General features: G+C 74.5%; 21 protein-coding genes and 1 pseudogene. 13 read left to right on the forward strand and 9 right to left on the reverse strand.

Annotated elements, in window-relative coordinates:
• Positions 1-95: 95 nt before the first annotated feature.
• Entirely contained in the window at positions 96-1,547 is a 1,452-nt protein-coding gene (locus OG774_RS02095; RefSeq protein WP_328306282.1) for an HNH endonuclease signature motif containing protein, read from the reverse strand.
• On the opposite strand from OG774_RS02095, the pseudogene OG774_RS29775 reads away from it, so the two are divergent.
• Positions 1,516-2,061 (forward strand): annotated as a pseudogene (locus tag OG774_RS29775) (hypothetical protein); the annotation flags it as partial. The gene OG774_RS02095 and the pseudogene OG774_RS29775 overlap by 32 nt on opposite strands.
• Before the next feature lie 114 nt (positions 2,062-2,175).
• Here OG774_RS29775 and OG774_RS02100 read toward each other — a convergent pair.
• From OG774_RS02100 to OG774_RS02115, 4 genes are all read right to left on the reverse strand, one after another.
• Positions 2,176-2,526 carry a VOC family protein gene (locus OG774_RS02100; protein ID WP_328306283.1) on the reverse strand — a complete coding sequence of 117 codons (351 nt, stop codon included), beginning with the start codon at positions 2,524-2,526 and terminating at the stop codon, positions 2,176-2,178.
• A 45-nt stretch (positions 2,527-2,571) separates the two neighbouring features.
• Positions 2,572-3,351: a phytanoyl-CoA dioxygenase family protein gene (locus OG774_RS02105; protein WP_328306284.1), complete on the reverse strand. Its 780-nt coding sequence runs from the start codon at positions 3,349-3,351 to the stop codon at positions 2,572-2,574.
• A gap of 184 nt (positions 3,352-3,535) precedes the next feature.
• Complete coding sequence (locus OG774_RS02110) at positions 3,536-4,384, reverse strand: class I SAM-dependent methyltransferase (RefSeq protein ID WP_328306285.1); 849 nt, start codon at positions 4,382-4,384, stop codon at positions 3,536-3,538.
• Between the two features lie 129 nt (positions 4,385-4,513).
• Positions 4,514-5,293 (reverse strand): IclR family transcriptional regulator, encoded by a 780-nt coding sequence (locus OG774_RS02115; RefSeq protein WP_328306286.1) that lies wholly within the window; start codon positions 5,291-5,293, stop codon positions 4,514-4,516.
• 77 nt (positions 5,294-5,370) lie between these two features.
• On the opposite strand from OG774_RS02115, the gene hutU reads away from it, so the two are divergent.
• The 12 genes from hutU (at position 5,371) to OG774_RS02175 (ending at position 18,814) form a co-directional block, all read left to right on the forward strand.
• A complete protein-coding gene (gene hutU, locus OG774_RS02120; protein WP_328306287.1) occupies positions 5,371-7,020 on the forward strand; it encodes a urocanate hydratase in 1,650 nt (549 codons plus the stop codon).
• Positions 7,017-8,204: an allantoate amidohydrolase gene (locus OG774_RS02125; protein ID WP_328306288.1), complete on the forward strand. Its 1,188-nt coding sequence runs from the start codon at positions 7,017-7,019 to the stop codon at positions 8,202-8,204. The genes hutU and OG774_RS02125 overlap by 4 nt, the downstream gene beginning before the upstream one ends.
• Complete coding sequence (locus tag OG774_RS02130) at positions 8,195-9,526, forward strand: formimidoylglutamate deiminase (protein ID WP_328306289.1); 1,332 nt, start codon at positions 8,195-8,197, stop codon at positions 9,524-9,526. The genes OG774_RS02125 and OG774_RS02130 overlap by 10 nt, the downstream gene beginning before the upstream one ends.
• Positions 9,523-10,704 (forward strand): imidazolonepropionase, encoded by a 1,182-nt coding sequence (hutI, locus tag OG774_RS02135; RefSeq protein WP_328306290.1) that lies wholly within the window; start codon positions 9,523-9,525, stop codon positions 10,702-10,704. The genes OG774_RS02130 and hutI overlap by 4 nt, the downstream gene beginning before the upstream one ends.
• Before the next feature lie 38 nt (positions 10,705-10,742).
• Positions 10,743-12,260, forward strand: coding sequence for an aromatic amino acid ammonia-lyase (locus OG774_RS02140; RefSeq protein WP_328310729.1), 1,518 nt, complete (start codon positions 10,743-10,745; stop codon positions 12,258-12,260).
• Between the two features lie 80 nt (positions 12,261-12,340).
• Positions 12,341-13,333 (forward strand): LLM class flavin-dependent oxidoreductase, encoded by a 993-nt coding sequence (locus OG774_RS02145; protein ID WP_328306291.1) that lies wholly within the window; start codon positions 12,341-12,343, stop codon positions 13,331-13,333.
• 164 nt (positions 13,334-13,497) lie between these two features.
• Positions 13,498-14,997: a GAF domain-containing protein gene (locus tag OG774_RS02150; RefSeq protein WP_328306292.1), complete on the forward strand. Its 1,500-nt coding sequence runs from the start codon at positions 13,498-13,500 to the stop codon at positions 14,995-14,997.
• Between the two features lie 148 nt (positions 14,998-15,145).
• Positions 15,146-15,538 carry a hypothetical protein gene (locus OG774_RS02155; protein ID WP_328306293.1) on the forward strand — a complete coding sequence of 131 codons (393 nt, stop codon included), beginning with the start codon at positions 15,146-15,148 and terminating at the stop codon, positions 15,536-15,538.
• The gene (locus tag OG774_RS02160) at positions 15,535-17,103 is read left to right on the forward strand and encodes a GMC family oxidoreductase (RefSeq protein WP_328306294.1); all 1,569 of its coding nucleotides are present in this window, start codon (positions 15,535-15,537) and stop codon (positions 17,101-17,103) included. Before OG774_RS02155 ends, OG774_RS02160 begins: the two co-directional genes overlap by 4 nt.
• A 26-nt stretch (positions 17,104-17,129) precedes the next feature.
• A complete protein-coding gene (locus OG774_RS02165) occupies positions 17,130-17,684 on the forward strand; it encodes a YbhB/YbcL family Raf kinase inhibitor-like protein (protein ID WP_328306295.1) in 555 nt (184 codons plus the stop codon).
• A gap of 101 nt (positions 17,685-17,785) precedes the next feature.
• Positions 17,786-18,037, forward strand: a complete 252-nt coding sequence (locus tag OG774_RS02170; protein WP_328306296.1) for a hypothetical protein — start codon at positions 17,786-17,788, stop codon at positions 18,035-18,037.
• A gap of 78 nt (positions 18,038-18,115) precedes the next feature.
• Positions 18,116-18,814: a GAF and ANTAR domain-containing protein gene (locus OG774_RS02175; RefSeq protein ID WP_328306297.1), complete on the forward strand. Its 699-nt coding sequence runs from the start codon at positions 18,116-18,118 to the stop codon at positions 18,812-18,814.
• Between the two features lie 28 nt (positions 18,815-18,842).
• Here the strand turns inward: OG774_RS02175 and OG774_RS02180 are convergent, their stop codons facing one another.
• The 4 genes from OG774_RS02180 to OG774_RS02195 all read right to left on the reverse strand — a co-directional run bounded on the left by OG774_RS02180 (position 18,843) and on the right by OG774_RS02195 (position 22,683).
• Positions 18,843-20,414, reverse strand: a complete 1,572-nt coding sequence (locus OG774_RS02180; RefSeq protein WP_328306298.1) for a long-chain-fatty-acid--CoA ligase — start codon at positions 20,412-20,414, stop codon at positions 18,843-18,845.
• 104 nt (positions 20,415-20,518) lie between these two features.
• The gene (locus OG774_RS02185) at positions 20,519-21,193 is read right to left on the reverse strand and encodes a response regulator transcription factor (protein WP_328306299.1); all 675 of its coding nucleotides are present in this window, start codon (positions 21,191-21,193) and stop codon (positions 20,519-20,521) included.
• Positions 21,190-22,329 (reverse strand): GAF domain-containing sensor histidine kinase, encoded by a 1,140-nt coding sequence (locus OG774_RS02190; protein ID WP_328306300.1) that lies wholly within the window; start codon positions 22,327-22,329, stop codon positions 21,190-21,192. Before OG774_RS02190 ends, OG774_RS02185 begins: the two co-directional genes overlap by 4 nt.
• A gap of 3 nt (positions 22,330-22,332) precedes the next feature.
• On the reverse strand, positions 22,333-22,683 hold the full coding sequence (locus tag OG774_RS02195) for a cupin domain-containing protein (RefSeq protein WP_328306301.1): 351 nt from the start codon (positions 22,681-22,683) through the stop codon (positions 22,333-22,335).
• Positions 22,684-22,885: the final 202 nt, after the last annotated feature.

Here is a 22,885-nt window from a genome sequence, read left to right on the forward strand (position 1 = left end):
CCTGGGGGGTCGGACAGAGTGGCGGGGCGACCCGAGGACGGGGTGAGCGTCGGTTGTTCGAGACGCTTCGGTTTTCGAAGCATTCTCGGGTCGGCTCAGCAGAGAGCGGCGGCTGATCGTCCGCCGGGTCTGGGTTGTCGGTCGGGGTCGATCCAGGGTGGTGGGGTGAACCAGGGGAGCCCGTCGATCATGTTGATCGTCCAGTGGCCGTGGTGGATGACCTGGTGGTGATGCCGGCAGAGCAGCGTGAGGTTGTCGAGGCAGGTCGGTCCGCCCTCGCTCCAGTGGTCGATGTGGTGGGCGTGGCAACGCCTCGGTCGGCGGGTGCAGCCGGGGAAGGCGCAGCCGCCGTCGCGGAAGGTCAGGGCCCGACGCATCGCATCCGGGATCAGCCGGGAGCGACGCCCGATGTCCAGCGGCTCGGACTTCGAGCCCAGGACGAGGGGGACGATGTCGGCGTCGCAGGCCCACCGGCGGACGGTGGCGGGGTCAGTCAGCGCCCCGGAGTCCAGGGTGCCGTGCCCGATCGCCAACTGCAGCCAGCGGTGGTCCATGGTGATCGTCAGTAGCGCCCGCCCGGGTCCGCGATTGGTCTCCGGTGCCGGCGCTGGTGCTGCCGCGGGCTCGGGGCGGCGGGGTTCGGGGATCAGCGCGTCCTCGAGCGGCGGGTCCTCGCCGGCGTCCACGGCATCGGCCTCGTCGGCGGCCGTGTCGTCGGCTTCCGGGTCGGTGCCGTGCTCGTGATCGGGTCCGGGTTCGGTGTCGGCTTCGGTGTGGCGGGTGTCGGTGACCAGCCCCTGGGGTCCGAGGGCGTCGGCGAACACCTCCTTGAACGCGCACGCCTGCCGGTTCCCCAACGACCGGTGATCATCCGAACCGGTCCGGGTGGCCAACACCCCGATGCCCTCGCGGATCGACTCGGCGTCGACCGCGTCGTGGATCCGGATCCGCATCTCCAGGGTGCCGTCCTGACCCGAGGACATCGTCAGGTCGTCGAACAGGTCGGCGTCCTCGTCCGGCGCCGCACCATCGGGATCCAGCTTGGCCAGCAACGCCTCGGCGAGCCGCCGCAACGTCGCCGGCGGGAACAGCGTCGCCTTCTCCGCCAGATACGCATCCGCCGCCGGGACCTCGGCCGGGTCGACGTGCTCCATCCTGTGAATCTTGGTCATGGTGCGGCGGATGATCGCCACGTGCTCCGGGGAGATCTCCCCCGACGCCAGCACCGTCGCGGTGCACGGCAGCCGCGGCGGCAGCGGCTGACCGTGCAGCGTCATCCGCGGAGCCAGGTCCTCGGCCTCGTCGCACCACCGACCCGCCGTCGCCGGATCGACCCGCCAGTTCTCCTGCAGCAACCGCGCGGTGCTGCGGTCCCCCGTCACGTGGGCGACGCCGAGCCGGTCGAGGTGAGCGATCCGCTCCAGGCGCCGGTAGTAGGCCTGGTGGGCCGCGGTCTGCTCCGCGCGGGCAGCGTCGAGCGCCTCCCGCTCGACCAGCCCGACACCACCTTCGCTCATGTGTTCGATCCTAGAACCGACCCCCGACAACGAGGGGCCGGTTCGCGGAGGACGCCGGGTCGGAGCCGTGGCTACTCCGGCCGGCCGGCGCCGGGCTGCTCGCCACGATGCCCGGGTGCAGCCCGCGGTTTCGAGGTGCTGGGCGACCAAGCTGGCTGACCGTCTACCGCGACAACGAGGCGCAGGGCTTCCCGGTCCACCAGGCCGCGATCGCCGTGTTCGATCCGGCCACCGGCGCGATGCTCGCCCTCGTCGACGGCGACCCCTCACCGCGACCCGGACCGCCACGTGCTCCGCACTGTCGATCCGGCACCTCGCCCGGCCCGGGTCGCGCATGCTCGCCGTGCTCGGGAACGGCCCGCAGGCGCGCGAGCACGCCCGGTACGCGTGCCGGGTCCACGACTTCACCGACGTCCGCATCGGCGCCCGCGATCCCGCCAAGGCGGCCGCCCCGCCCCGGACCTCGAGGGCGAGGGCCTGCCCGCGCGCGGGACCACCATTCGACGACGCGATCGCGGACGCCGACGTCGTGTGCGCGGCGACCAGCTCCGTCGAGCCCCTCCGCCCCTCCTACGACGGAACCACGTCCGGCCCGTCACGCCCTCGGCGTCGGTCGGCTACGTCCCGGACGGCCGCGGGGTCGACGACTCGCTGTCGCTCAGCCCGGCTCCGCCGCCACGGGGTGCCGGGGCTCGTAGAGGCCGAGCGTCCCGCCGCCGGGGAGCCGGATGCCGGTGAGCAGGCCCCAGCCCTGGTCGGTGACCGGGTCGACGGCGATGCCCCGTCCGCGCAGCTCGGCGGTCGTCGTCTCGACGTCGTCGCACATCAGGTAGAGCTCGTGCGACGGGGCCTCGTCGGTGGGGTGGACGGCGACCTCGGCCGGCGGCAGGGCGGCGATGGTCCAGCCGCCGCCGGCGTCGACCGTGCGGGTGCCGAGCAGGTCGCGCAGGAACGCGCGGTCGGCGTCGGCGTCCGCGCTGTACAGGATGACGTGCGCACCGGTGATCATCGTCGGCTCCTCGTCGGGCGGGGTGGGAGCCCCAGTCTGACCTGGTCAGCGCCCGGCGAGCTCCAGGAGCGGGTTGTGGGCGCTGGTAGCGGGCTCGCCCGGCGCGGTGTCGGGGACGAAGAGCCCCCAGTCGCCGCTGACCATCGTGGGGTGGTCGACGATCCGCGCGCCGTCGGCGTAGTACGTCGCGCCCAGCACCATCCGCGAGCGGGTGGAGCGGTTGGCGCCGGCGGTGTGGAAGCACAGCGTCGAGTGGAAGCTGACGTCCCCGAGCGCGAACGGCTCGTCGCACACCTCCACCCCGGCCGCGGAGAACGTCTCGGCGACCCGGCGGTCGTAGGACGTGCCGTACTTGTCGAAGGCGAGGTCGTCGACCCGCCGCCACGCGTCCATCCCGCGCGCGAAGGCCAGCGGTCCCATCGCGGCCGGGACCGCCTGCAGCGGCATCCACGTGGAGATCACGTCGTGGGACGCCAGCGGGAAGTGGTGCGCGTCGTGGTGCCGGGGCGTCCGGCCCGCGCCGGGCTCCTTGCGAGCGCGCTGTCGTGGTAGAGGCGCAGGGCGTCGACGTCGAGCAGCGCGGCCGAGATGCCGGCGAGCCGCGGCCGAGATGCCGGCGCGCACCAGCGGGTCCTCGCGCCACATCATCTCGCGGCTGCGCAGCCCGGAGCCGGACCCGCCGCTGTCCAGCAGCGCGATCAGCCGGCGTCGCAGCACCTCGGCGGCCCCCGGCGACACGACGCCGGGCAGGCGCACGAAGCCGTCGGCCGCGAAGGACGCGACCGCCGTCGACGGCACGACGTAGGGCTCCGCGAGCCCCGCCACGATCTCCGCGTCGTCCGGTAGCGGACCGGGATCGGGGGCGTCGACCGCGACGAGCGGCTCTGAGGCCCGTTCACGTTGTCGGCGAGGGACATGTACCAGTCCCACCACTGCTCGTTGTCCCCGTCCCAGGCCGCGGTGACGTCGGACGCCTCGCCGCGCGCGGTGGCGACCCCCAGGTGCGGGTTCACGCCTCCGCCGTCCACGTGATCACGTGGACCTCCTGCGCGAAGAGGTAGGTCCCGTCGTCACGACAGGAGGCGAGGTATCCGGCGAGCGGCTCCTGCGCCTCCATCGTGGCGAGGTCGACGGTGTCGTCGAAGACGCAGCGCTGGAGGAAGCCCTCGAGGACGGCGCGGTCGTCGGTCCCGACCGTGTACCGCAGCGTCGACGACGACGGGTCGAGGCCGGCCGCGCGCAACGCGTCGGTCACCTGCTCGGCGCTGGTGAAGGGGGTGGCCTCCGGCACGAACGTGGCGCGGAACGCCTCGGCGAACCGCAGGTAGTGGGACGCGGTCGTGGCGTGGACGATCGCGCCGAACCCGCGCGGTCGCAGCGCCTCGGCCATCCGCGCGACGCCGGCGCCGATCTCGTCGGGCGGGATCGCGTAGAGGGCGTGGGTGGCCCACGCGACGTCGAAGCCGCCGATCGTGCGGTCGAGGTCCTGCAGGCGCACCGGGTGCTCGGCGCGCAGCACGAACGGCGGACCGAGCACCGACCGGGCCTCGGCGATCGAGAAGACCGACGGGTCGAGGAGGTCGATCTCCACCTGCATCCCGTCGACCCCGGACGCGAGGCCGCGACGCATCAGCTCCGCGGGGAACTTGCCGCTGCCGCAGGCCACGTCGAGGACGCGCACCCGGCCGTCCACGGCGCTCCCGCGCAGGTCGGAGGCCCAGTCGCGCGCCGCCACCATCTGCCGGTAGTCCTCGACGGCGAGCGCGTAGAACGCCTCCATCCCGGCCCGGCCGGCCTCGTCCCAGTGCGCGAGGCTGCGTGCCTCGGTGTCCGCGGCACGGCTCGACACGTGCTCCACCCGCTCTCCGGCGTCGTGCTCGACAGGACGCCACCGGGGGCAGGGGTGGCCGGACGGGGGCCGGATCCCGGCGCACGAACCTGAGATCACCGTGGCATGCGGACGCGGGAGCGGCAGCGCGGACGCCTGTCACCGACGTCCGCCCGACGCGCCGCCGAGGTGCCGGGTGATCTCGGCGGCGGTACGGCCGACGACGCGCGCGAGCGGGGCGAAGGTGTCGCCGCACGCCGGCTCGCACTGGTGCGGGAACGTCACGCTGATGGCCGCGACCGCCTGCCCGCCGGCGTCGCGGATCGGGTGGGCGACCGAGGCGTAGCCGCGGCTGACCTCCCCGTCCTCCACCGACCAGCCGCGCCGCGCGTCGGCGGCCAGCACCGCGGTGAGCGTGCGCTGGGACGTCGGGCCGCGCTCGGTGCGCCGGGTCAGCGGGCCCCCGCCGGCGAGGACGGCGCGGCGCTGGGCCGGGGCGAGGCCGGCGAGGACCGCCCGCCCCGAGGCCGTCAGGTGCGCGGGGAGCCGGACGCCGACGGCGGTGACGAGGGTCTGCGGACGCGGCGGGCGCTCGCGCAGCAGGTAGAGCAGCTCCCGCCCGTCGAGGACCCCGAGGTGGACGTCGTGGCCCACCCGGCGTGCGAGGCGCCGCAGCGACGGCCCCGCCACCTCGTCGACCGGGTGGTGGCGCAGGTAGCCCGTGCCGATCTCGAAGGCGCCGATCCCGACGGCCCAGCGACCCCGGTCGGGGAGGTGGGCGACGACGCCGGCCGCCTCGAGCTCGGTGAGCAGGTGATAGGTGCTCGAGCGGGGCAGGTCGAGGCGGGCCGCGAGCGTCGTCGCGGTCAACGGCTCGTCGGACGCCGCGAGCAGCCGCAGGATCGCGAGCCCGCGTCGCAGCCCCGGGACGCCGGCCATCGGCCCAGTCTCGTATCCCAGACACCGGACGGCCAGAGCGTCTGTCCCCGACGGCGGCAGGGCGCTGCACTGGACCCATGCCAGCAGCGCGGGGACGGACGATGACGGCACGCACGTGGGGCGCCGAGGGCGCGCTGCGGATGCTCGACAACAACCTCGACCCCGAGGTGGCCGAGCGGCCCGAGGACCTGGTGGTCTACGGCGGCACGGGCAAGGCCGCCCGGGACCACGCGAGCCTCGCCGCGATCCGGCGCTGCCTGGTCGACCTCGCCCCGGACGACACGCTGCTGGTGCAGTCGGGGCGTCCGGTCGGCGTCTTCACCACCCACGACTGGGCGCCGCGGGTGCTGCTGGCCAACGCGAACCTCGTCGGCGACTGGGCCACCTGGCCGGAGTTCCGGCGGCTCGAGCACCTCGGGCTGACGATGTACGGGCAGATGACCGCCGGCTCGTGGATCTACATCGGCAGCCAGGGCATCCTTCAGGGCACCTACGAGACGTTCGCCGCCGTCGCCCGCGCCCGGGGCGGTTCGCTCGCGGGCACCCTGACGCTCACCGCCGGGCTCGGCGGCATGGGCGGTGCGCAGCCGCTCGCGGTGACCATGAACGGCGGGACGGCCCTGGTCGTCGAGGCCGATCCCGCCCGCGCGCGCCGGCGGGTGGAGACCGGCTACCTCGACGAGGTCGCCGACGACCTCGACGCCGCGCTCGCCCGGGTCGAGGCGGCTCGGAGCGCCGGAGAGGCCGTCTCGGTCGGCGTCATCGGCAACGCCGCCGAGCTGCTGCCCGCGATCCGGCGCCGGGGCGCGCCCGTCGACGTCGTCACCGACCAGACCTCGGCGCACGACCCGCTGTCGTACCTCCCGGTCGGCGTCGACCTCGCCGACTGGGGCGAGTACGCCCGCACCAAGCCCGAGGAGTTCACCGACCGGGCGCGGGAGTCGATGGGCGCGCACGTCGAGGCCATGCTCGGGTTCCTCGACGACGGCGCCGAGGTCTTCGACTACGGCAACTCGATCCGCGCCGAGGCCCGCCTCGCCGGCGTCGAGCGCGCCTTCGAGATCCCCGGCTTCGTCCCCGCCTACATCCGCCCGCAGTTCTGCGAGGGCCGCGGGCCCTTCCGCTGGGCGGCGCTCTCCGGCGACCCCGCCGACATCGCGGCCACCGACCGCGCGGTGCTCGACCTCTTCGGCGACGACGAACCGCTCGCGCGCTGGATGCGCCTGGCGGGGGAGAAGGTGCGCCACCAGGGCCTGCCCGCGCGCATCTGCTGGCTCGGCTACGGCGAGCGCCACCGCGCGGGGGAGCGGTTCAACGAGATGGTCGCGTCCGGGGAGCTCTCGGCCCCGGTGGTGATCGGCCGCGACCACCTCGACGCCGGCAGCGTCGCCTCGCCCCACCGCGAGACCGAGGCGATGATCGACGGCTCGGACGCGATCGCCGACTGGCCCCTGCTCAACGCCCTGCTCAACACCGCGTCCGGCGCGAGCTGGGTGTCGCTGCACCACGGTGGCGGGGTCGGGATCGGGCGCTCGATCCACGCCGGGCAGGTGTGCGTCGCCGACGGCTCGGAGCTCGCCGGGCGCAAGATCGCGCGTGTGCTCACCAACGACCCCGGCACCGGCGTGATCCGCCACGCCGACGCCGGCTATCCCCGCGCCCTCGAGGTCGCCGACGAGCGCGGGGTGCGGATCCCCCTCCGAGAGACACTGCGGGAGGGCTCGTGAGCGCGCTCCTCGCCGACCTCGACGACGTCGGCCGCGACCCCCGCCGGGGCGGCTGGTCCCGCCACCTCGGCGACGACGCCGAGTCGACCCTGCGGGAGTGGTTCACCGAGCAGGCCGGGCGGCGCGGCCTGCAGGTGGAGACCGACGCGAACCTCAACCTGTGGGCCTGGTGGGGCGACCCCGAGGGGCCCGACGCCGTCGTCACCGGAAGCCACCTCGACTCCGTCCCCGGTGGCGGCGCCTACGACGGCCCGCTCGGCGTGGTGTCGGCGCTGGCGGCCGTCGACGCGCTCCGGGCCCGCGGCGTGGTTCCGGGACGCCCGCTCGCGGTGGTGGTCTTCGCCGAGGAGGAGGGCGGGCGCTTCGGGGTGCCGTGCCTGGGCTCGCGGCTGCTCACCGGCTCCCTGGACCCCGACCGGGCGCGCGGGCTGCGCGACCCCGACGGCGTGACGCTCGCCGAGGCGCTGACGAGCCGTGGCCACGACCCGGGTCGGCTCGGACCGGAGCCGGAGCGACTGGCGCGCCTGGGCAGGTTCGTCGAGCTGCACGTCGAGCAGGGACGGGCGCTCGGACCGCGCGGGGACGCGCTGGCCGTCGGGTCGACGATCGTGGCGCACGGCCGCTGGCGGCTGTCGTTCACCGGGCGCGCCGACCACGCCGGCACCACGCGCCGCGCCGACCGTCGCGACCCGATGATCCCCGCCGCGACGACCGTGCTCGCCGCCCGCGCCGCGATGGAGGCCCACGGCGACGACGCGCGCGCCACCGTCGGGCGCCTGCACCCGGTGCCCGGCGGGACCAACGTCGTCGCCTCCCGGGTGGACCTGTGGCTCGACGCCCGCGGCCCGCTCCCGCAGGCGCTCGTCGACGACGTCACCGCCGCCGCGCAGGTTGCTGCCGCCGCCGAGGGGTGCGCCGTCGAGGTGCGCGCCGAGTCGGTGTCCGACGAGGTCACCCTCGACCCCGGGCTCGCCGACACGCTGGCGACGATCACGCGCGCCGGCCGTCTCGCCACCGCCGCGGGCCACGACGCGGGCGTCCTCGCCGCGCACGTGCCCGCCGGGATGCTGCACGTCCGCAACCCCACCGGAATCAGCCACGCCCCCGACGAGCACGCCGAGGACGCCGACGTCGCGGTCGGCGTCCGTGCCCTCGCCGACGTCCTGGAGGAGCTGTGTCGCTGATCTGGTGCGAGCAGGCGTGGTTGGCGGGCGGGCCCGCCGACGCGGTGGCGCTGGAGATCGTCGACGGCCGGATCGCCGCGGTCACGCCCGGGGCGCCCCGCCACGGCACCGTCCTGCCCGGGCTCACCGTCCCGGGCCTGGTCAACCGGCACTCCCACGCCTTCCACCGCGCCCTGCGCGGCCACCCCGCCCGGGCGGCGGGCTCGTTCTGGAGCTGGCGCGAGGGCATGTACCGCGTCGCCGCGGCGCTCGACCCGGACGGCTACCGGGCGCTGGCGACCGCGGTCTACGCCGAGATGGCGCTCGCCGGCCACACCGCGGTCACCGAGTTCCACTACCTGCACCACGCGCCCGGCGGGCGTCCCTACGCCGACCCGCTCGCGATGGACCGCGCGCTCGTCGACGCCGCCGCGGCGGCCGGGCTGCGGCTCACCCTGCTCGACACCTGCTACCTCGCTCCAGGAATGGGGCGGGCGGGGTCCGGTCGCGCACCCGAGGGTGTCCAGCGCCGCTTCGCCGACGCCGACGTCGAGGCCTGGGCGGCGCGGGCTGCCCTGGTCGCGGAGCTCGACGACGGCGCCGGCGACCTGGGTGGCTGCGTGCGCGTCGGCGCGGCGATCCACTCGGTGCGCGCGGTGCCGCGCGACGCCCTGCCGGCGGTCGCGGCCTGGGCGCGGGGCCGGCCGCTGCACGTCCACCTCTCCGAGCAGCCCGACGAGAACGACGCCTGCCTCGCCGCCCACGGCTGCACCCCGACCGCGCTCCTCGACGACGCCGGCGCGCTCGGGCCCGCCACCACCGCGGTGCACGCCACCCACCTCACCGACGACGACGTCGCCCGCCTCGCCCGCACCTGCGCCCGGGCCTGTTTCTGCCCGACGACCGAGCGCGACCTGGGCGACGGGATCGGGCCGGCAGGCGCGCTGGCGGAGGCCGGCGTGCCGCTGTGCCTGGGCAGCGACAGCCACGCCGTCGTCGACCCCTTCGAGGAGATGCGCGCGCTGGAGATGCACGAGCGGCTGCGCCACGGCGTCCGGGAACGGTTCATGCCCGGCGAGCTCCTGCGCGCCGGCACCGACGGCGCCGAGATCGCCGTCGGCGTCCCCGCCGACCTCGTCACCGTCGACACCGCCTCGGTGCGCACCGCGGGCGCGCGGTCGGACGGGGTCCTGCTCGCCGCGTCGGCGGCCGACGTCCGCGAGGTCCGGGTCGGCGGGCGCCTGATCGTCCGCGACGGCGTCCACCAGCTCGTCGAGCGGCCCGCGGCCCGCCTGGCCGCGGAGATCGGCGCCCTGCACGCCCGCGCGCAGGAGGCGGCATGACGACCCAGCTGATCACCGGCATCACCGAGCTCACGACGCACGACCCGGACGGACCGACGGGCCCGGGTCCGTTCGCCCTCGTGGTCGACGGCGACCGCGTGGCCTGGACGGGGCCCGCACGGGACGCCCCCGCCTGCGACACCGCGGTCGACGTCGAGGGCCGCGCGGTGCTGCCCGGCTGGGTCGACAGCCACACCCACCTCGTCTTCGCGGGCGACCGGCGCGAGGAGTTCGCGCAGCGGGCCGCCGGCCGGCCCTACACGGCGGCGGGGATCCGGACGACGGTGACGGCCACCCGCGCCGCGTCCGACGCCGACCTCGCCGCCCGGCTGCGCCGCCACGTCGCGGAGGCCGTGGGACAGGGCACCACGTGCCTGGAGACCAAGACCGGCTACGGGCTCTCGGTCGCCGACGAGGCCCGCGCGGCCCGGATCGCCGCGGAGGAGGTCGACGAGGTCACCTTCCTCGGCGCCCACCTGACCCCCGCCGACACGACCACCGACGAGTACCTCGACCTCGTCTGCGGCCCGATGCTCGACGCCGTCGCGGACGACGTGCGCTGGATCGACGTCTTCTGCGAGGAGGGCGCCTTCGACGCCGACGCCGCGGCCCGGGTGCTCGCCGCCGGCGCCGCGCGCGGGCTCGGCGGGCGGGTGCACGGCAACCAGCTCGGACCCGGCCCCGGGGTGCGGGTCGCGGTGGAGGCCGGCGCCGCCTCGGTCGACCACGCCACGCACCTCACCGACGCCGACGTCGACGCGCTCGCGGGCTCGTCGACGGTGGCGACGCTGCTGCCCGCGTGCGACCTGGTCACCGGCCAGCCCGCACCGCCGGCGCGGCGCCTCACCGACGCCGGCGCGACGGTCGCGCTGGCGAGCAACGCGAACCCCGGGAGCTGCTACACCACGTCCATGGCGCTCTGTGTGTCCCTGGCGGTGCTGCGCTCCGGCCTGTCCGTCGACGAGGCCGTGCGCGCCGCGACCCTCGGCGGTGCCCGGGCGCTGCACCGTGAGGACGTCGGGCACCTGCGCGTCGGTGCCCGCGCCGACCTGCACGTCCTCGACGCCCCGACCGTCGTCGACCTCGCCCAGCGCCCCGGCGTCCCGCTGACCGCGGCCGTGTGGCGCGCCGGCCGCCGCGTGCGCCCCGCACCCCGTCTCGAGGAGGCCCGAGCGTGAGCACCCACATCCCGGTCCGCCCGGAGGCCGACCCGCCGATGGTGGAGGGACGTCCGCCGCTGTGGCTCGACGGCGCCTCGCTGACGGCCCGCGACGTCGCGGCCGTGGCCCGGACGCTCGGGCCCACCGACGTCCACCTCGACCGGGCCGCCCTCGCCCACGTCGAGCGCGCCGCCCGGCTGGGCGCGGACCTCAGCACCCGCCGCGCGGTCTACGGGCGCACCACGGGGGTCGGGGCGAACCGCGACGAGCACGTCGGAGAGGACGCCGAGCCCGCCGACACCGCCGGTCACGGCCTCCGCCTGCTGCGCAGCCACTCCGGCGGCGCGGGCGACCAGCTCGATCCCGAGCTCGTCCGCGCCGCGATGCTCATCCGGCTCAACCAGCTCCTCACCGGCCGCTCCGGGGTGTCGCCGCGCCTCGTGCACGCCCTCGCCGACGCCGTGCGCACCGGCGCCCGGCCCGTCGTCCACCGCCTCGGCGCCATCGGCACCGGCGACCTCGCGCCGCTCGCCCAGATCGCGCTGGCGCTCGCGGGGGAGGGGGCGTGGGACGCGGCGCCGCCGGTCGCTGCGTCACGTCCCGAGCCGGTCGCCGTCGACGCCGGCGACGCGCTGGCGTTCGTCTCGAGCAACGCGGTGACGCTCGCCGAGTCCGCGCTCGCCGCCGGCACCCTCGACGTCGTCCTCGCCTCGAGCCACGTCGTCGCGGCCCTGTCGTACCTCGCGCTCGACGGCAGCCCCGAGGCCTACGCGGACCCGGTGCACCGCGCCCGGCCGCACCCCGGCCAGGTCCGGTGCGCCCAGCGGATGCGCCACCTGCTCGGCATGGAGCGGACCCCGCCCAAGGGCCGCCGCATCCAGGACCCGTTCGGGCTGCGCGCGTTCCCGCAGGTCAACGGCCCGGCGATCGACGCCCTGGAGACGCTGCACCGGGTGCTCGACGTCGAGATCAACGCCGGGGCCGAGAACCCGATGATCGCCGTCGCCGAGGACGACGTGTACCACCACGCGCACTTCCACACCGCCTACGTCGCGGGCGCGCTCGACCACGTCCGCGCCTGCATCCACGGCGTCGCCGAGCTCTCCGCGGCCCGTCTCGGCGACCTCGTCGAGCCCGAGCAGACCGGCCTGCGCGCGTTCCTCGTCGACGGACCGCCCGGCAGCTCCGGGGTGATGATCCTCGAGTACATGAGCCACGACGCGCTCGCCGCGCTCCGCCAGGTCGCGCTACCGGTGACGCTGGGCAGCGCCGTCGTGTCCCGCGGCCTGGAGGACCACGCGAGCTTTTCCACCCAGGCCGCGCGGGCCACCACCGAGGTGGCCATCGCCTACACCCGCGTCCTCGCGTGCGAGCTCGTCGCCGCGGTCCGGGCCCTGCGCCTGCGGCGGAGGAACGTCGGGGTGGCGGCCGCGAGCGCCGGGCCCGCCCCGGTCGAGGAGGCGCTGGCCCGCGCCGAGGAGGTGCTCGACCCGCGCACCGAGGACCGGCCGCTGGCCGACGACGTCGCCGTCGCCGTCGACCTCCTGCTGGACCCCACCTGGGCCCTGGTCTGAGCCGTACGGATCCGGGCCGTGCTGGACCGACCGCCCCGCGCGTGGTCGGATCGCGAGTCCCCCTGATCACTGGAGGACCCGTGGACGTGTCCTGCGCCTTCCCGACCGCCCTGAGCTCGCCCGACGACATCGCCCTCGCCGAGTCCCTCGGCTACGCCCGCGCCTGGGTCTACGACACCCCCCAGCAGAGCCCCGACGTCTGGATGACCCTCGCGCTGGCCGCGCAGCGCACCGAGCGGATCGGGATCGGCCCGGGCGTCCTGATCCCGAGCCTGCGCCACCCGATGGTCAACGCCGCGGCCACGGCCACGCTCGTCGACCTCGCGCCCGGCCGCGTCGCGGTCGCCTTCGGCACCGGCTTCACCGGACGCCGCGCGATGGGCTACGGGGCGATCACCTGGAAGTTCATGGACGCCTACATCCGCGCCTACCGCGACCTGCTGCGCGGCGAGGTCGTCGAGTGGGAGGGCACCCGGATGCAGATGCTGCACCCGGACGGCCACGCGCCGGCGCGTCCGGTGGAGGTCCCGATCCTCGTCGGCGCGCTCGGACCCAAGGGCAACGCGGTCGCGCGCGAGCTCGGAGACGGCCTGTACGCGACGCTGCAGGTGCCCGACTTCCTCGGCGAGTACTCGTGGGTGCCCTACCTGCTGTGGGGCACCGTCCTCGACGAGTCGGAGGGTGCGGACTCCGCCCACGCCCGGGAGGCGGCCGGCCCGGGGTGGGCGCTGGCCTACCACGGCGCCTACGAGTTCGGCGGTCCCGACGCCGTGCGCGGGCTCCCCGGCGGCGACGCGTGGATGGACGTCGTGGAGTCCGCCCCCGAGGGCGAGCGGCACCTCGCGGTCCACTCCGGCCACTGCGTGGAGCTCAACACGGCGGACGAGGCGGCCTGGGCCGCGGGCGGCCACTCGATGCTGCGCGACGCGACGATCACCGGGACCGGCGACGAGGTCAAGCGCCGTCTCGACGAGCTCGGCGAGCAGGGCGTCACCGAAGTGGTCTTCCAGCCCTGCGGCTCCGACACCCGCCGCGAGCTGGAGCGGTTCCTGGAGGCCGCGACGTCGTCCTGAGACGAGGGGGTACCCCGGCGGCGTGATGTGAGGTTAGCCTCACCTCATGCCGCCGAGGACCGCCGACGTCTCCCGCGCCGCGGCGGGCCGTCTCAGGTTGACACTCGGAGACCCTTCCCTCCTCTGTCGTTCCTGCCACAGTCGATGGCGAGCGGGGCGCGACGATGCGTGAGGGGGTCGAGATGCACCGGGCGGATCTGTGTGAACGCGAGCAGCTCGCGCTGTCGCGTGATCGCGATCCCGCCGTGCTCCCGCACCGGCTCGTCTCGTCGTGGAAACGCAGCGCCGATTACGCGGTGCCGCTCGACGCGGTGAATCCGGCGTTCGTCGGGGACGTCGACGACCGTTCCCTGTTCTACGAATCGGGCCACCAGGTCCTCACGGAACTGCACCAGACGCTCGCCGACGAACCGGTGAGCCTGATGCTCACGGATCCCGACGGCCTGGTGCTCAACCGCGTGTGCAGCGACCGGTTCCTGCTGCAGGCCCTCGACGACGTGCGCCTGGCGCCCGGGTTCGACTTCTCGGAGCGCAAGACCGGCACCACGGGGCTCGGACTGGCGCTCGCCGACCGCGTCCCGACGCTCGTCCGCGCCGACCAGCACTACTCGACGAGCCTCTGGGGCTACACGTGCGCCGCGGTGCCGGTGGCCGACCCGGTCACCGGCGCGATGGTCGGCGCCGTCAACCTCACGACCTGGTCGCAGCAGTCGTACAACCTCCTGCTCGCGCTGGCGCAGACCGCGGCCCGCACCACCGAGGCGCTGATGCTCGCGCGCGGTCGCGGCCGGGAGACCCGGCCGGCCACCCGGGGCCGGGTCGTCCGGGTGCGCACGGCGGTCGACGACGACAGCGCGCCGTGCCTCGAGGACCTGGGCGTCGCGTGGTGCGCGGCGATGGACGTCGTCCGGGCGGCGCTGCGCTCGGGCGAGGGCGTCGCGATCGTGGGCGAGCCCGGCGTCGGCAAGGGCGCGCTGCTGGGCGGGGCGCACGCACGCACCCACCGCGGCCGGCGCGTGCTGCACGCCCGTCCGCCGGAGCCCGAGGGCGTGGCGTCGTGGCTGGCGCTGTGGTCGCCGGAGCTCGGCAAGCCCGGGACCAGCGTCATCGTCTCCGGCGTCGACCAGCTCCCGGCCTGGGCGGCCACCGACCTGGCCGACCTCGTGGCGGGGCTCGACGGCGCTGCCGGGCTGTCGGTCACGGCCCACGACCTCGCCGAGGTGCCCGACGGGCTGCGGGCGGCGGTCGGCACGGTGGTCGAGCTCCCGGCGCTGCGGCACCGTCCCGGCGACGTCGTCCCGCTGGCGTCCTGGTTCGCGCGCGAGGCCCGCGGACGCGCGGTCCGGTTCGCGGCCGACGCCCAGCACGTCCTCGCGACCTACCACTGGCCGGGCAACGTCACGCAGCTGCGCGAGGTCGTCCGGCAGGCCGTGGCGCGCACCGACCTCGTCTCCGTGCGCGATCTCCCGCCGGAGGTCTTCACCGGCGCCCACCACAGGCTCACGCGCATGGAGACCCTCGAGCGCGACGAGATCGTCCGCGCTCTCTCCGATCCGGGGGCCACCGCCGCGAGCGCCGCCGAATCGCTCGGCATGAGCCGTTCCACCATCTACCGGCGCATCGGGAAATACGGCATCCGGGCCCCCGCGGGAGCGGACCAGTAGCCAGCACATCCACCCACCGACGTCCCACGCGAGGACGCCGGGCGAACAGTCCTGCCCTCATTTCCCAGAAGGACCTGAATCCCCCAGAGAGAGGTGCGCGATGGGAAGTACATTGTTGACCGCACAGCATCGCCAGACCCTGGTGAACGTGGTGTACGCGGCATTCCCGCACCGCACGTTCCCCCGCGGCCCCTACGAACGCGCCGCCGACGCGGTGATCGACCAGGCGGGCAAGGACCCCCGATTCCTCGCGCAGCTGATCCAGGGGCTCACCGATCTCGACGCCCAGCGTGAGGCCCCGTTCGCCGAGCTCGACGCCGACGTCGCGGCCGCGGTGCTGCGCGGGGCGGACGGCACGCCGTTCCTGACCGCCATCGTCGACAGCGTGGTCGTGACCCTCTACAGCGACCCCGAGGTGTGGGAGCTGCTGGGTTACGAGGGCCCCTCCTACGCCTCGGGCGGCTACATCCACCGGGGCTTCGACGACCTCGACTGGCTCCCCGACCCCCGCATCGAGCACGAGGAGGAGATGACGGCATGACGCGCTTCGAGTACGACGACTCCGACGTCGTGGTGGTGGTCGGCTCCGGAGCCGGCGGCGGCACGGTGGCCAACGAGCTCTGCCAGCGGGGGTTCAAGACCGTCGTCCTGGAGGCCGGGCCGCACCTCACCGGCGAGGACTACCACCAGGACGAGTGGCCCGCGTTCGGGCAGATGGCGTGGAGCGACCCGCGCACCACGTCGGGCAGCTGGCAGGTGGCCACCGACTTCCCCGGCCTGCCCGCGTGGCTGGTCAAGGCCGTCGGCGGCACCACGACCCACTGGGCAGGCGCCTGCCCCCGCTTCAAGCCCCACGAGTTCACCGCGCGCTCGACCTACGGCGACCTCGACGGCGCGAGCCTGCTCGACTGGCCGATCACGCTGTCGGAGCTCGCGACGTACTACGACAAGGCCGAGATCAAGATGGGGGTCACCCATCGCCACGGTCGTCCGCCGCTGCCCGCGAACAACAACTACAAGGTCTTCGCCAACGGCGCCGAGAAGCTCGGCTACCGGTACTACTCGACCGGGCCCTACGCGACCAACGCCGAGCCCTACGACGGCCGCCCGGCCAGCATCCAGGACGGCTTCAACTTCCAGGGCGACAAGAACGGCTCGAAGTGGTCGACGCTGGTCGCCGAGCTGCCGAAGGCCGAGAAGACGGGCAACCTCGACCTGCGTCCCGACAGCCACGTCGCGCAGATCGAGCACGACGCGACGGGCCGGGCCACCGGCGTGCTCTACGTCGACCGCAACGGGACACTGCGCCGCCAGCGCGCCGCCGTCGTCTGCGTCGCCGGCAACTCCATCGAGACACCGCGGCTCCTGCTGCTCTCGGGGTCGGCCCAGCACCCGGACGGGCTGGCCAACTCCTCCGGGCAGGTCGGCCGGAACTACATGCGCCACACCACCGGCACCGTCTGGGGACAGTTCGACAAGCCGGTGAAGATGTGGCGGGGCGAGACGATGGCTGGCGTCATCGCGGACGAGTCGCGGCTCGACACCGACCGCGGCTTCGTCGGCGGCTACTACATGGAGACGATCTCCCTCGGGCCGGCCTTCCTCGCGAAGTTCATCGCACCGGGACGCTGGGGCGAGAGGGTCACCGAGCTGCTCGACGGCTACCGCAACACCGCCGGCATGTGGATCACCGGCGAGGACATGCCGCGCGCGGACAACCGCGTCTCGCTGTCCGGCGAGACCGTCGACCAGCACGGGCTGCCGGTGGCCAACGTCCACTTCGACGACCACCCCAACGACGTCGCCATGCGCCGTCACGGGCAGCGCCAGGGCGCCGCCGTCTACAACGCCGTCGGCGCGCAGAAGACGATCGAGACGCCGCCCTACCCGTCGACGCACAACCTCGGGACCTGCCGCATGAGCCAGCGACCCCGCGACGGCGTCGTCGACCGCTTCGGGCGGGCCCACGACGTGCCGAACCTGTTCATCTCGGACGGCAGCGTCTTCACCACCGGCGCCGCGGCGAACCCGACCCTGACGATCGTCGCGCTCGCGACGCGTCAGGCGGAGTACATCACCACCGAGCTCCACAAGACCCTCACCTAGCCCCGAGAGACACCACGGAGATCCCTGTGTCCACAGCCGCACCGCCCGTCGCTCCGCCCGACCCCTACGACTTCCTCCCGCAGGTCACCACCTTCACGCTGACCAGCACCGACGTCGCCGACGGCACACCCCTGGCCCCGCCGCACACCAGCGGGATCATGGGCGTGCCCGGCGGGGAGGACCGGTCCCCGCAGCTCGCCTGGCAGGGCTTCCCCACGGCCACGCGCAGCTTCGCCGTGACCTGTTACGACCCCGACGCGCCCACCGCCAGCGGCTTCTGGCACTGGGCCGTGGCCGACATCCCGGCCGACGTCACCTCGCTCGTCGCGGCCGCGGGCGACCCGGACGGGTCCCGGCTGCCGCAGGGGGCGATCGTGCTCCCGAACGACGCCGGCATCCACCAGTACCTCGGGGCCGCACCACCCGAGGGCCACGGGGTGCATCACTACTACTTCGTCGTCCACGCGGTCGACGTGCCGACGCTGGGCATCCCGCGGGGCGCTAGCCCGGCCTACCTGGGGTTCAACCTGTTCAGCCACACGCTGGCCCGGGCGACCATCACGGCCGTCTACGAACGCTGACCGTCCACGAGCGCTGACCGTCCATGAGCGCCGGGCCGCCGCCACGGGTCCCCCGTGCCGGCGGCCCGCGCGCGCTCCTCCGTCCACCGGGATGCCGGCGAATGCTGATCGTGCGTGTCTGTCTCCACCCCGAGGCCGGGATGGCGGCCGTCGGGGTGTTCGACGCGGATCCCGGGACGGCCCGACGCCTGCCGTCGGCGGTGCGGGTCGTCGACCTCGACGTCGGGATCCTCGTGGCCGCGATCGTCCCGGCGCGCGGGTGCGCGGGCGGGTGCTGTCGCCGGAACGTGTACCGGCTCCTGGACGACCTCGTCGCGCGGGCGTGCACCCCTGGCGGTCCCGGAGGCGAGTGAAGCGGGCTCCGGGCGGCGGGTGGACCCCGACGTCTAGGGTCGGGCGATCCGTCAGTACCCCGTGGACGAGGAGAACCGGTGTTCGCCGAGGACGACGCACGCCTGCGCGACTTCCTGAGCACGGGGCGCCGGTTCGCCGTGGCCTCGAGCATCGAGGACACGCTGGCGCTGGTGCTCTCCGCCGCCGTCGACACGTCGCCGGCCACCGACCTGGCGGGCGTGCTCCTGCTCGAGGGCCGCGGGACGATCACGTCGCCGGCGACGACGGACGCGGTGGTCAACGAGCTCGACCAGGTGCAGGCCGACCACACCGAGGGCCCCTGCGTGGACTCGATCTACGACCAGGAGCTGGTGGTCGTCGACGACTTCGCCGACCACCTCGACCGCTGGCCCCACTTCGCCCGGCGCGCCCTGGACCTCGACGTCCACAGCTCGCTGTCGTTCCAGCTGTACAGCGAGGGCCGGAGCGCCGCGTCGCTCAACCTGTTCAGCCGGCGGGCGAACGCCTTCGCCGAGGAGGACCGCATCTTCGGCTCGCTGTTCGCGAACCAGGCGGGGCTCGCGCTCCGTGGCGCGCAGCGGGCGGCGCAGCTCGATCGCGCCGTGGCGTCCCGTGACGTCATCGGCACCGCCAAGGGCATCCTGATCGAGCGCTTCGGCGTCGGTGAGGACGAGGCGTTCCAACGACTCGTGCGCAGCTCGCAGGACACCAACATCAAGCTCGTGGACGTCGCCCGGTGGCTGGTCGCGGAATCGACGCCGACGGCGGAGGACTGAGCAGGAGAGGTCGGCGCCGCCCCGGTCGTCAGGGCACGAGCGACCCCGTCAGGGCCTGCTCCCGCAGCACCGTCTTCTGCACCTTCCCGGTCGCGTTGCGGGGCAGGGCGTCGACGACCGCGAGGCGGCGCGGGCGCTTGTACCGGGCGAGGTGGGCGAGGCAGTGCTCCTCGAGCGCGGCGAGCGTCGGGGGATCGGCCGGGTCCGCGGGCACGACCACCGCGAGCGGGGTCTCGCCCCACCTCTCGTCGGCGACGCCGATGAGGGCGACATCGGCGACCCGGGGGTGCGCGGCGAGGACGTTCTCGACCTCGGCGCAGTAGATGTTCTCGCCGCCCGATATGATCATGTCCTTCTTGCGGTCGACGACGTAGTAGTAGCCCTCCGGGTCCTGCCGGACCAGGTCGCCCGAGTGGAACCACCCGCCCCGGAACGCCTCGGCGGTCTCGGCGGGCTTGTTCCAGTAGCCGCTCATCACCAGCGGCCCGCGATACACGATCTCGCCGACCTCGCCCGGGGCCACGTCGTTCATGTCGTCGTCCACCACCCGGACCTCGACGTTGATCATCGGTGTCCCGACCGAGCCGATCTTCCGCACCGCGTCCTGCCCGCGCAGGGTGGTGGTGACGGGGCTGCACTCGGTCTGGCCGAACGAGCTCACGATCTCGGCGTCCGGGAAGCTCGCGCTGAGCGTGCGCAGCAGGCCGGTCGAGGCCGGGGCCGCGCCCCACCCGCACTTGCGCAGCGCCGAGAGGTCGCGCTCCCGCGCGCCCACCCGCTCGCAGATCGCCGTCCACTGCGCGGGGACGAAGAAGCACGACGTGACCCGCTCGCGCTCCAGGACCGCGAGCGCCTCCTCGGGGTCGAACCCGCCCGACGGCGGGATGACGGTGGTCCCGCCCGCGAACAGCGACGGGAGGAAGCCCGCGACGCCCGCGATGTGGAACAGCGGCGTCCCGGAGAGCCAGACGCTCGGCCCGCCGGGCCCGCCGAGGTGCATGGTCGACGAGAACGCGTGCAGGTACAGGTTGCGGTGGGTGAGCATCGCGCCCTTGGGCGCCCCGGTGGTGCCGGAGGTGTACATGATGAACGCGGTGGCGTCGTCGGGGACGGCGAGCTCGCGGTAGGTCGGGTCGGCGGCGGCGAGGACGTCCTCGAGGTCGCCGCCGATGGTGATCGTCCGGCGGACGGCGGGCGCCCCGTCGCGGGCCGCGGCCATCAGGCCCGCGGTGGCCGTGTCGGCCACGGCGACCACCGCGCCGGAGTCGACCAGCGCGTAGGCGACCTCCTCGGGCACGAGGCGGAAGTTGACCGGCACGCAGATCGCGCCCGCGCGCAGCACGGCGATGTAGGACTCGAGCAGGTCGACCCCGTTGAGACCCAGCACCGCGACCCGGTCGCCGGGGGCGACGCCTTCGCCGGTCAGGGTGTCGGCCAGGCGGGTGACCCGGTCGTCGGAGCGGGCGTACGTCCGGCGCTCGCCGGTGGTGGCGTCGACGAGGAACTCCGCCTCCGGCGTCACCCGCGCCCAGCGGGCCAGGATGTCGCTGAGGGTCATGCCCCGGCCGGTGATGGACGCCGTCGTCGTCGCAGTCGTCATGCGCCACCCCGTGCTCGACACCGTTGTTGTCCACCAGACGTAGGTCTCGCCGGGCGACGGTGTCAAGGGGATCAGCGCTCCCTGACGACGCGCGTGGCGCGGGCTCAGACCATCTGCAGCCGCTGGGCGAAGACGATCGCCTGGACGCGGGTGTGTGCACCGAGCTTGGTCATCAGGGCCTGGGTGTAGGTGCGGATGGTGTTGAGTGTGAGGTCCAGCTCGGCGGCGATGTCGCGGGTGGTCATCCCCGCCGCCATCAGCCGGAGCACGTCGACCTCGCGGGGCCGCAGGCGCGGGACCGTGGGGCTGCCGGGGCTGCCGGGGCTGCCGGACGTCGGGAGTCCGGCGACGGCGCCGAGCGCGCAGGCGATACCGTCGTCGACGACCACCCGCCCGTCCCGCACCTCCCGCAGGGCCTGCGTCAGGTCCAGGTCGAGGGAGCCCTTGAGCAGGACGCCGGCCGCACCGGCATCGAGGCAGCGGCGCAGGTTCTCGGTGTCGCTGAACGCCGTCAGCATGACGACCTTGGCGTGCGGGACCTCGATCCCCAGCGACCGGCAGACGTCGGCGCCGTCCATGTCCCCGAGCCGGACGTCGAGCAGCACCAGGTCGGGGGCCTCCCGGGCCGCTGCCGCCAGGGTCTCGGCACCCGAGTGACAGGTGGCGAGCACGGCGAACTCCGTGTCCGCCGCGGCGAGCACCCGGTGGATCCCGTGCGCGACGAGCGGATGGTCGTCGGCGATGAGGACCGTCCGCACCCGCGGCTCCGCGACGGTCACGCCCGTCGGCCGCACGGCAGGGTGGCCCGCAGGGTCGTTCCGCCGTCGTCGTTGCCGCTCAGGGTGAGGGCCCCGCCCACCCCGGTGACGCGCTGCAACAGCCCGGGGACACCGAGCCCCGCCTCGCGTCCGGGCACCGGGTTGAGCTCGAAGTCGTCGGGCAGACCCTTGCCGTCGTCCTCGACGGTCAGGCTCAGCTCTCGCGGTCGAGAGGTCAGGGACACCAGCACCGCACCCGCCCCGGCATGCTTCTCGACGTTGTGCAGTGCCTCGCGCAGGACGCTGATCAGGACGCCCTCGACGTCGGTGGTGGCGGGCACCGCCTCGCCGAGGGTGACGACCTCAGCGATGATCCCGGCGCGTGTCGCGAACGCGGCGACGTCCCGGCGCAGGGTGACCGGCAGGGCGTCGGCGGCGGGCATGAGGCTGTGCATCGCGCGTCGCAGGTACCCCGACGCCTCCGCGGCAGCCAGTTCGATCGACCGGGCCGCCGCCACCGCGCCATCGGTGTCGGTGGCGTACTGCTGGATCTCCTTCGCCGACATGGAGATCCGGAAGAGCAGCTGGCCGGCGGTGTCGTGGAGCTCCTGGGCGATCCGTTGACGCTCCTCCTGCACCGCGATCTCCCCGGCCCGCTCGGCGCGCCCCGCACTCACGAGCAGCGGTGCGAGGGTGGCGGCGAACTCGGTCATCAGGAGCGTCGTGCGCGGGGAGACGCGGCGCCCGCGCATGCCGGTGAAGAGCACGCCCAGCCAGATACCGTCGACGATCAGCGGGACGGCGCCGAGGCCGCGCACGCCGTCCGTCGCGACCGTCCGCGCGAGCTCGTCGGCCTCGGGGTCCGCGGCGCAGTTGCCGGTGGTGGTGACCATGGCACGCCGGAGGGCGCGCCAGCCGAGCCCGGAGCCGCGGGGGAGACGGAGGCCGTCGAGGCCGACCGTGCCCGCCGACGCCCCGATCACCAGGGTGTCGGGCCCGTCGTGCAGGGCGACGGCCACGACGTCGGCGTCGACGAGGTCGACCAGCCGGCGGCACGCCGTCGCGACGAGCGACGGCGTGCCGGAGTGCCCTGCGAGCCCGCGGGTGGCGACGACGAGGCGCCGGACGTCCTCGATCGACTTGACGGTGTAGCACACGGCTCAGCCGCTGATCACGAAGAGCTTCTTGAACGGCGCGGTGACCGTCCACGTCGACTTCGTGCCCTTGGTGAACGACGCGATGTCGCCGGGCCGCAGCACCACCTGCTCACCGCTCTCGACGAGGTCGATCACGAGCTCTCCCTCGAGGGCATGGATCGTCTCGTCGGCGGTGAACGGGTACGGGAAGCTCTGCGGCCCGGAGCGCCAGAGCCCGACGTTGAGCGTCACGCCCTCCGCGCCCTCGGTCCGGACCCAGTGCACCTCGCCGACGGCCTCCCCGCCGGCCATGAAGGGCTCCCACTCGTCGGCCTCGGTCACCGAACGGGCGTACTCGGCGGTCTGCGTCGCCATGCCACACTCCCTGTCGTCGAAACGGTGCTCGGGAACGTATCGAGAGACGTGCGTCCCGCGACAGCTGCAATTGTTGACGGTTGGTCGTCCTGAGTCTCTGACCAGGTGGTTCACCGCAGAGAAACGTTCTCGTAGCGGCCCCGCCCGCGTATGCCTGCAGATGCAGATATCGATTCCCGATTTACACGGCGTTACCCGTCGC

This window comes from Actinomycetospora sp. NBC_00405 (genome assembly GCF_036044095.1).
GTDB lineage: Bacteria > Actinomycetota > Actinomycetes > Mycobacteriales > Pseudonocardiaceae > Actinomycetospora > Actinomycetospora callitridis.

Coding starts and splice junctions, on each gene's coding strand:
- OG774_RS02100 (WP_328306283.1), bottom strand. CDS start 2,526: ATGATCACCGGTGCGCACGTCATCCTGTACAGCGCGGACGCCGACGCC.
- OG774_RS02115 (WP_328306286.1), bottom strand. CDS start 5,293: ATGGCCGGCGTCCCGGGGCTGCGACGCGGGCTCGCGATCCTGCGGCTG.
- hutU (WP_328306287.1), top strand. CDS start 5,371: ATGCCAGCAGCGCGGGGACGGACGATGACGGCACGCACGTGGGGCGCC.
- hutI (WP_328306290.1), top strand. CDS start 9,523: ATGACGACCCAGCTGATCACCGGCATCACCGAGCTCACGACGCACGAC.
- OG774_RS02140 (WP_328310729.1), top strand. CDS start 10,743: ATGGTGGAGGGACGTCCGCCGCTGTGGCTCGACGGCGCCTCGCTGACG.
- OG774_RS02150 (WP_328306292.1), top strand. CDS start 13,498: ATGCGTGAGGGGGTCGAGATGCACCGGGCGGATCTGTGTGAACGCGAG.
- OG774_RS02160 (WP_328306294.1), top strand. CDS start 15,535: ATGACGCGCTTCGAGTACGACGACTCCGACGTCGTGGTGGTGGTCGGC.
- OG774_RS02170 (WP_328306296.1), top strand. CDS start 17,786: ATGCTGATCGTGCGTGTCTGTCTCCACCCCGAGGCCGGGATGGCGGCC.
- OG774_RS02180 (WP_328306298.1), bottom strand. CDS start 20,414: ATGACGACTGCGACGACGACGGCGTCCATCACCGGCCGGGGCATGACC.
- OG774_RS02195 (WP_328306301.1), bottom strand. CDS start 22,683: ATGGCGACGCAGACCGCCGAGTACGCCCGTTCGGTGACCGAGGCCGAC.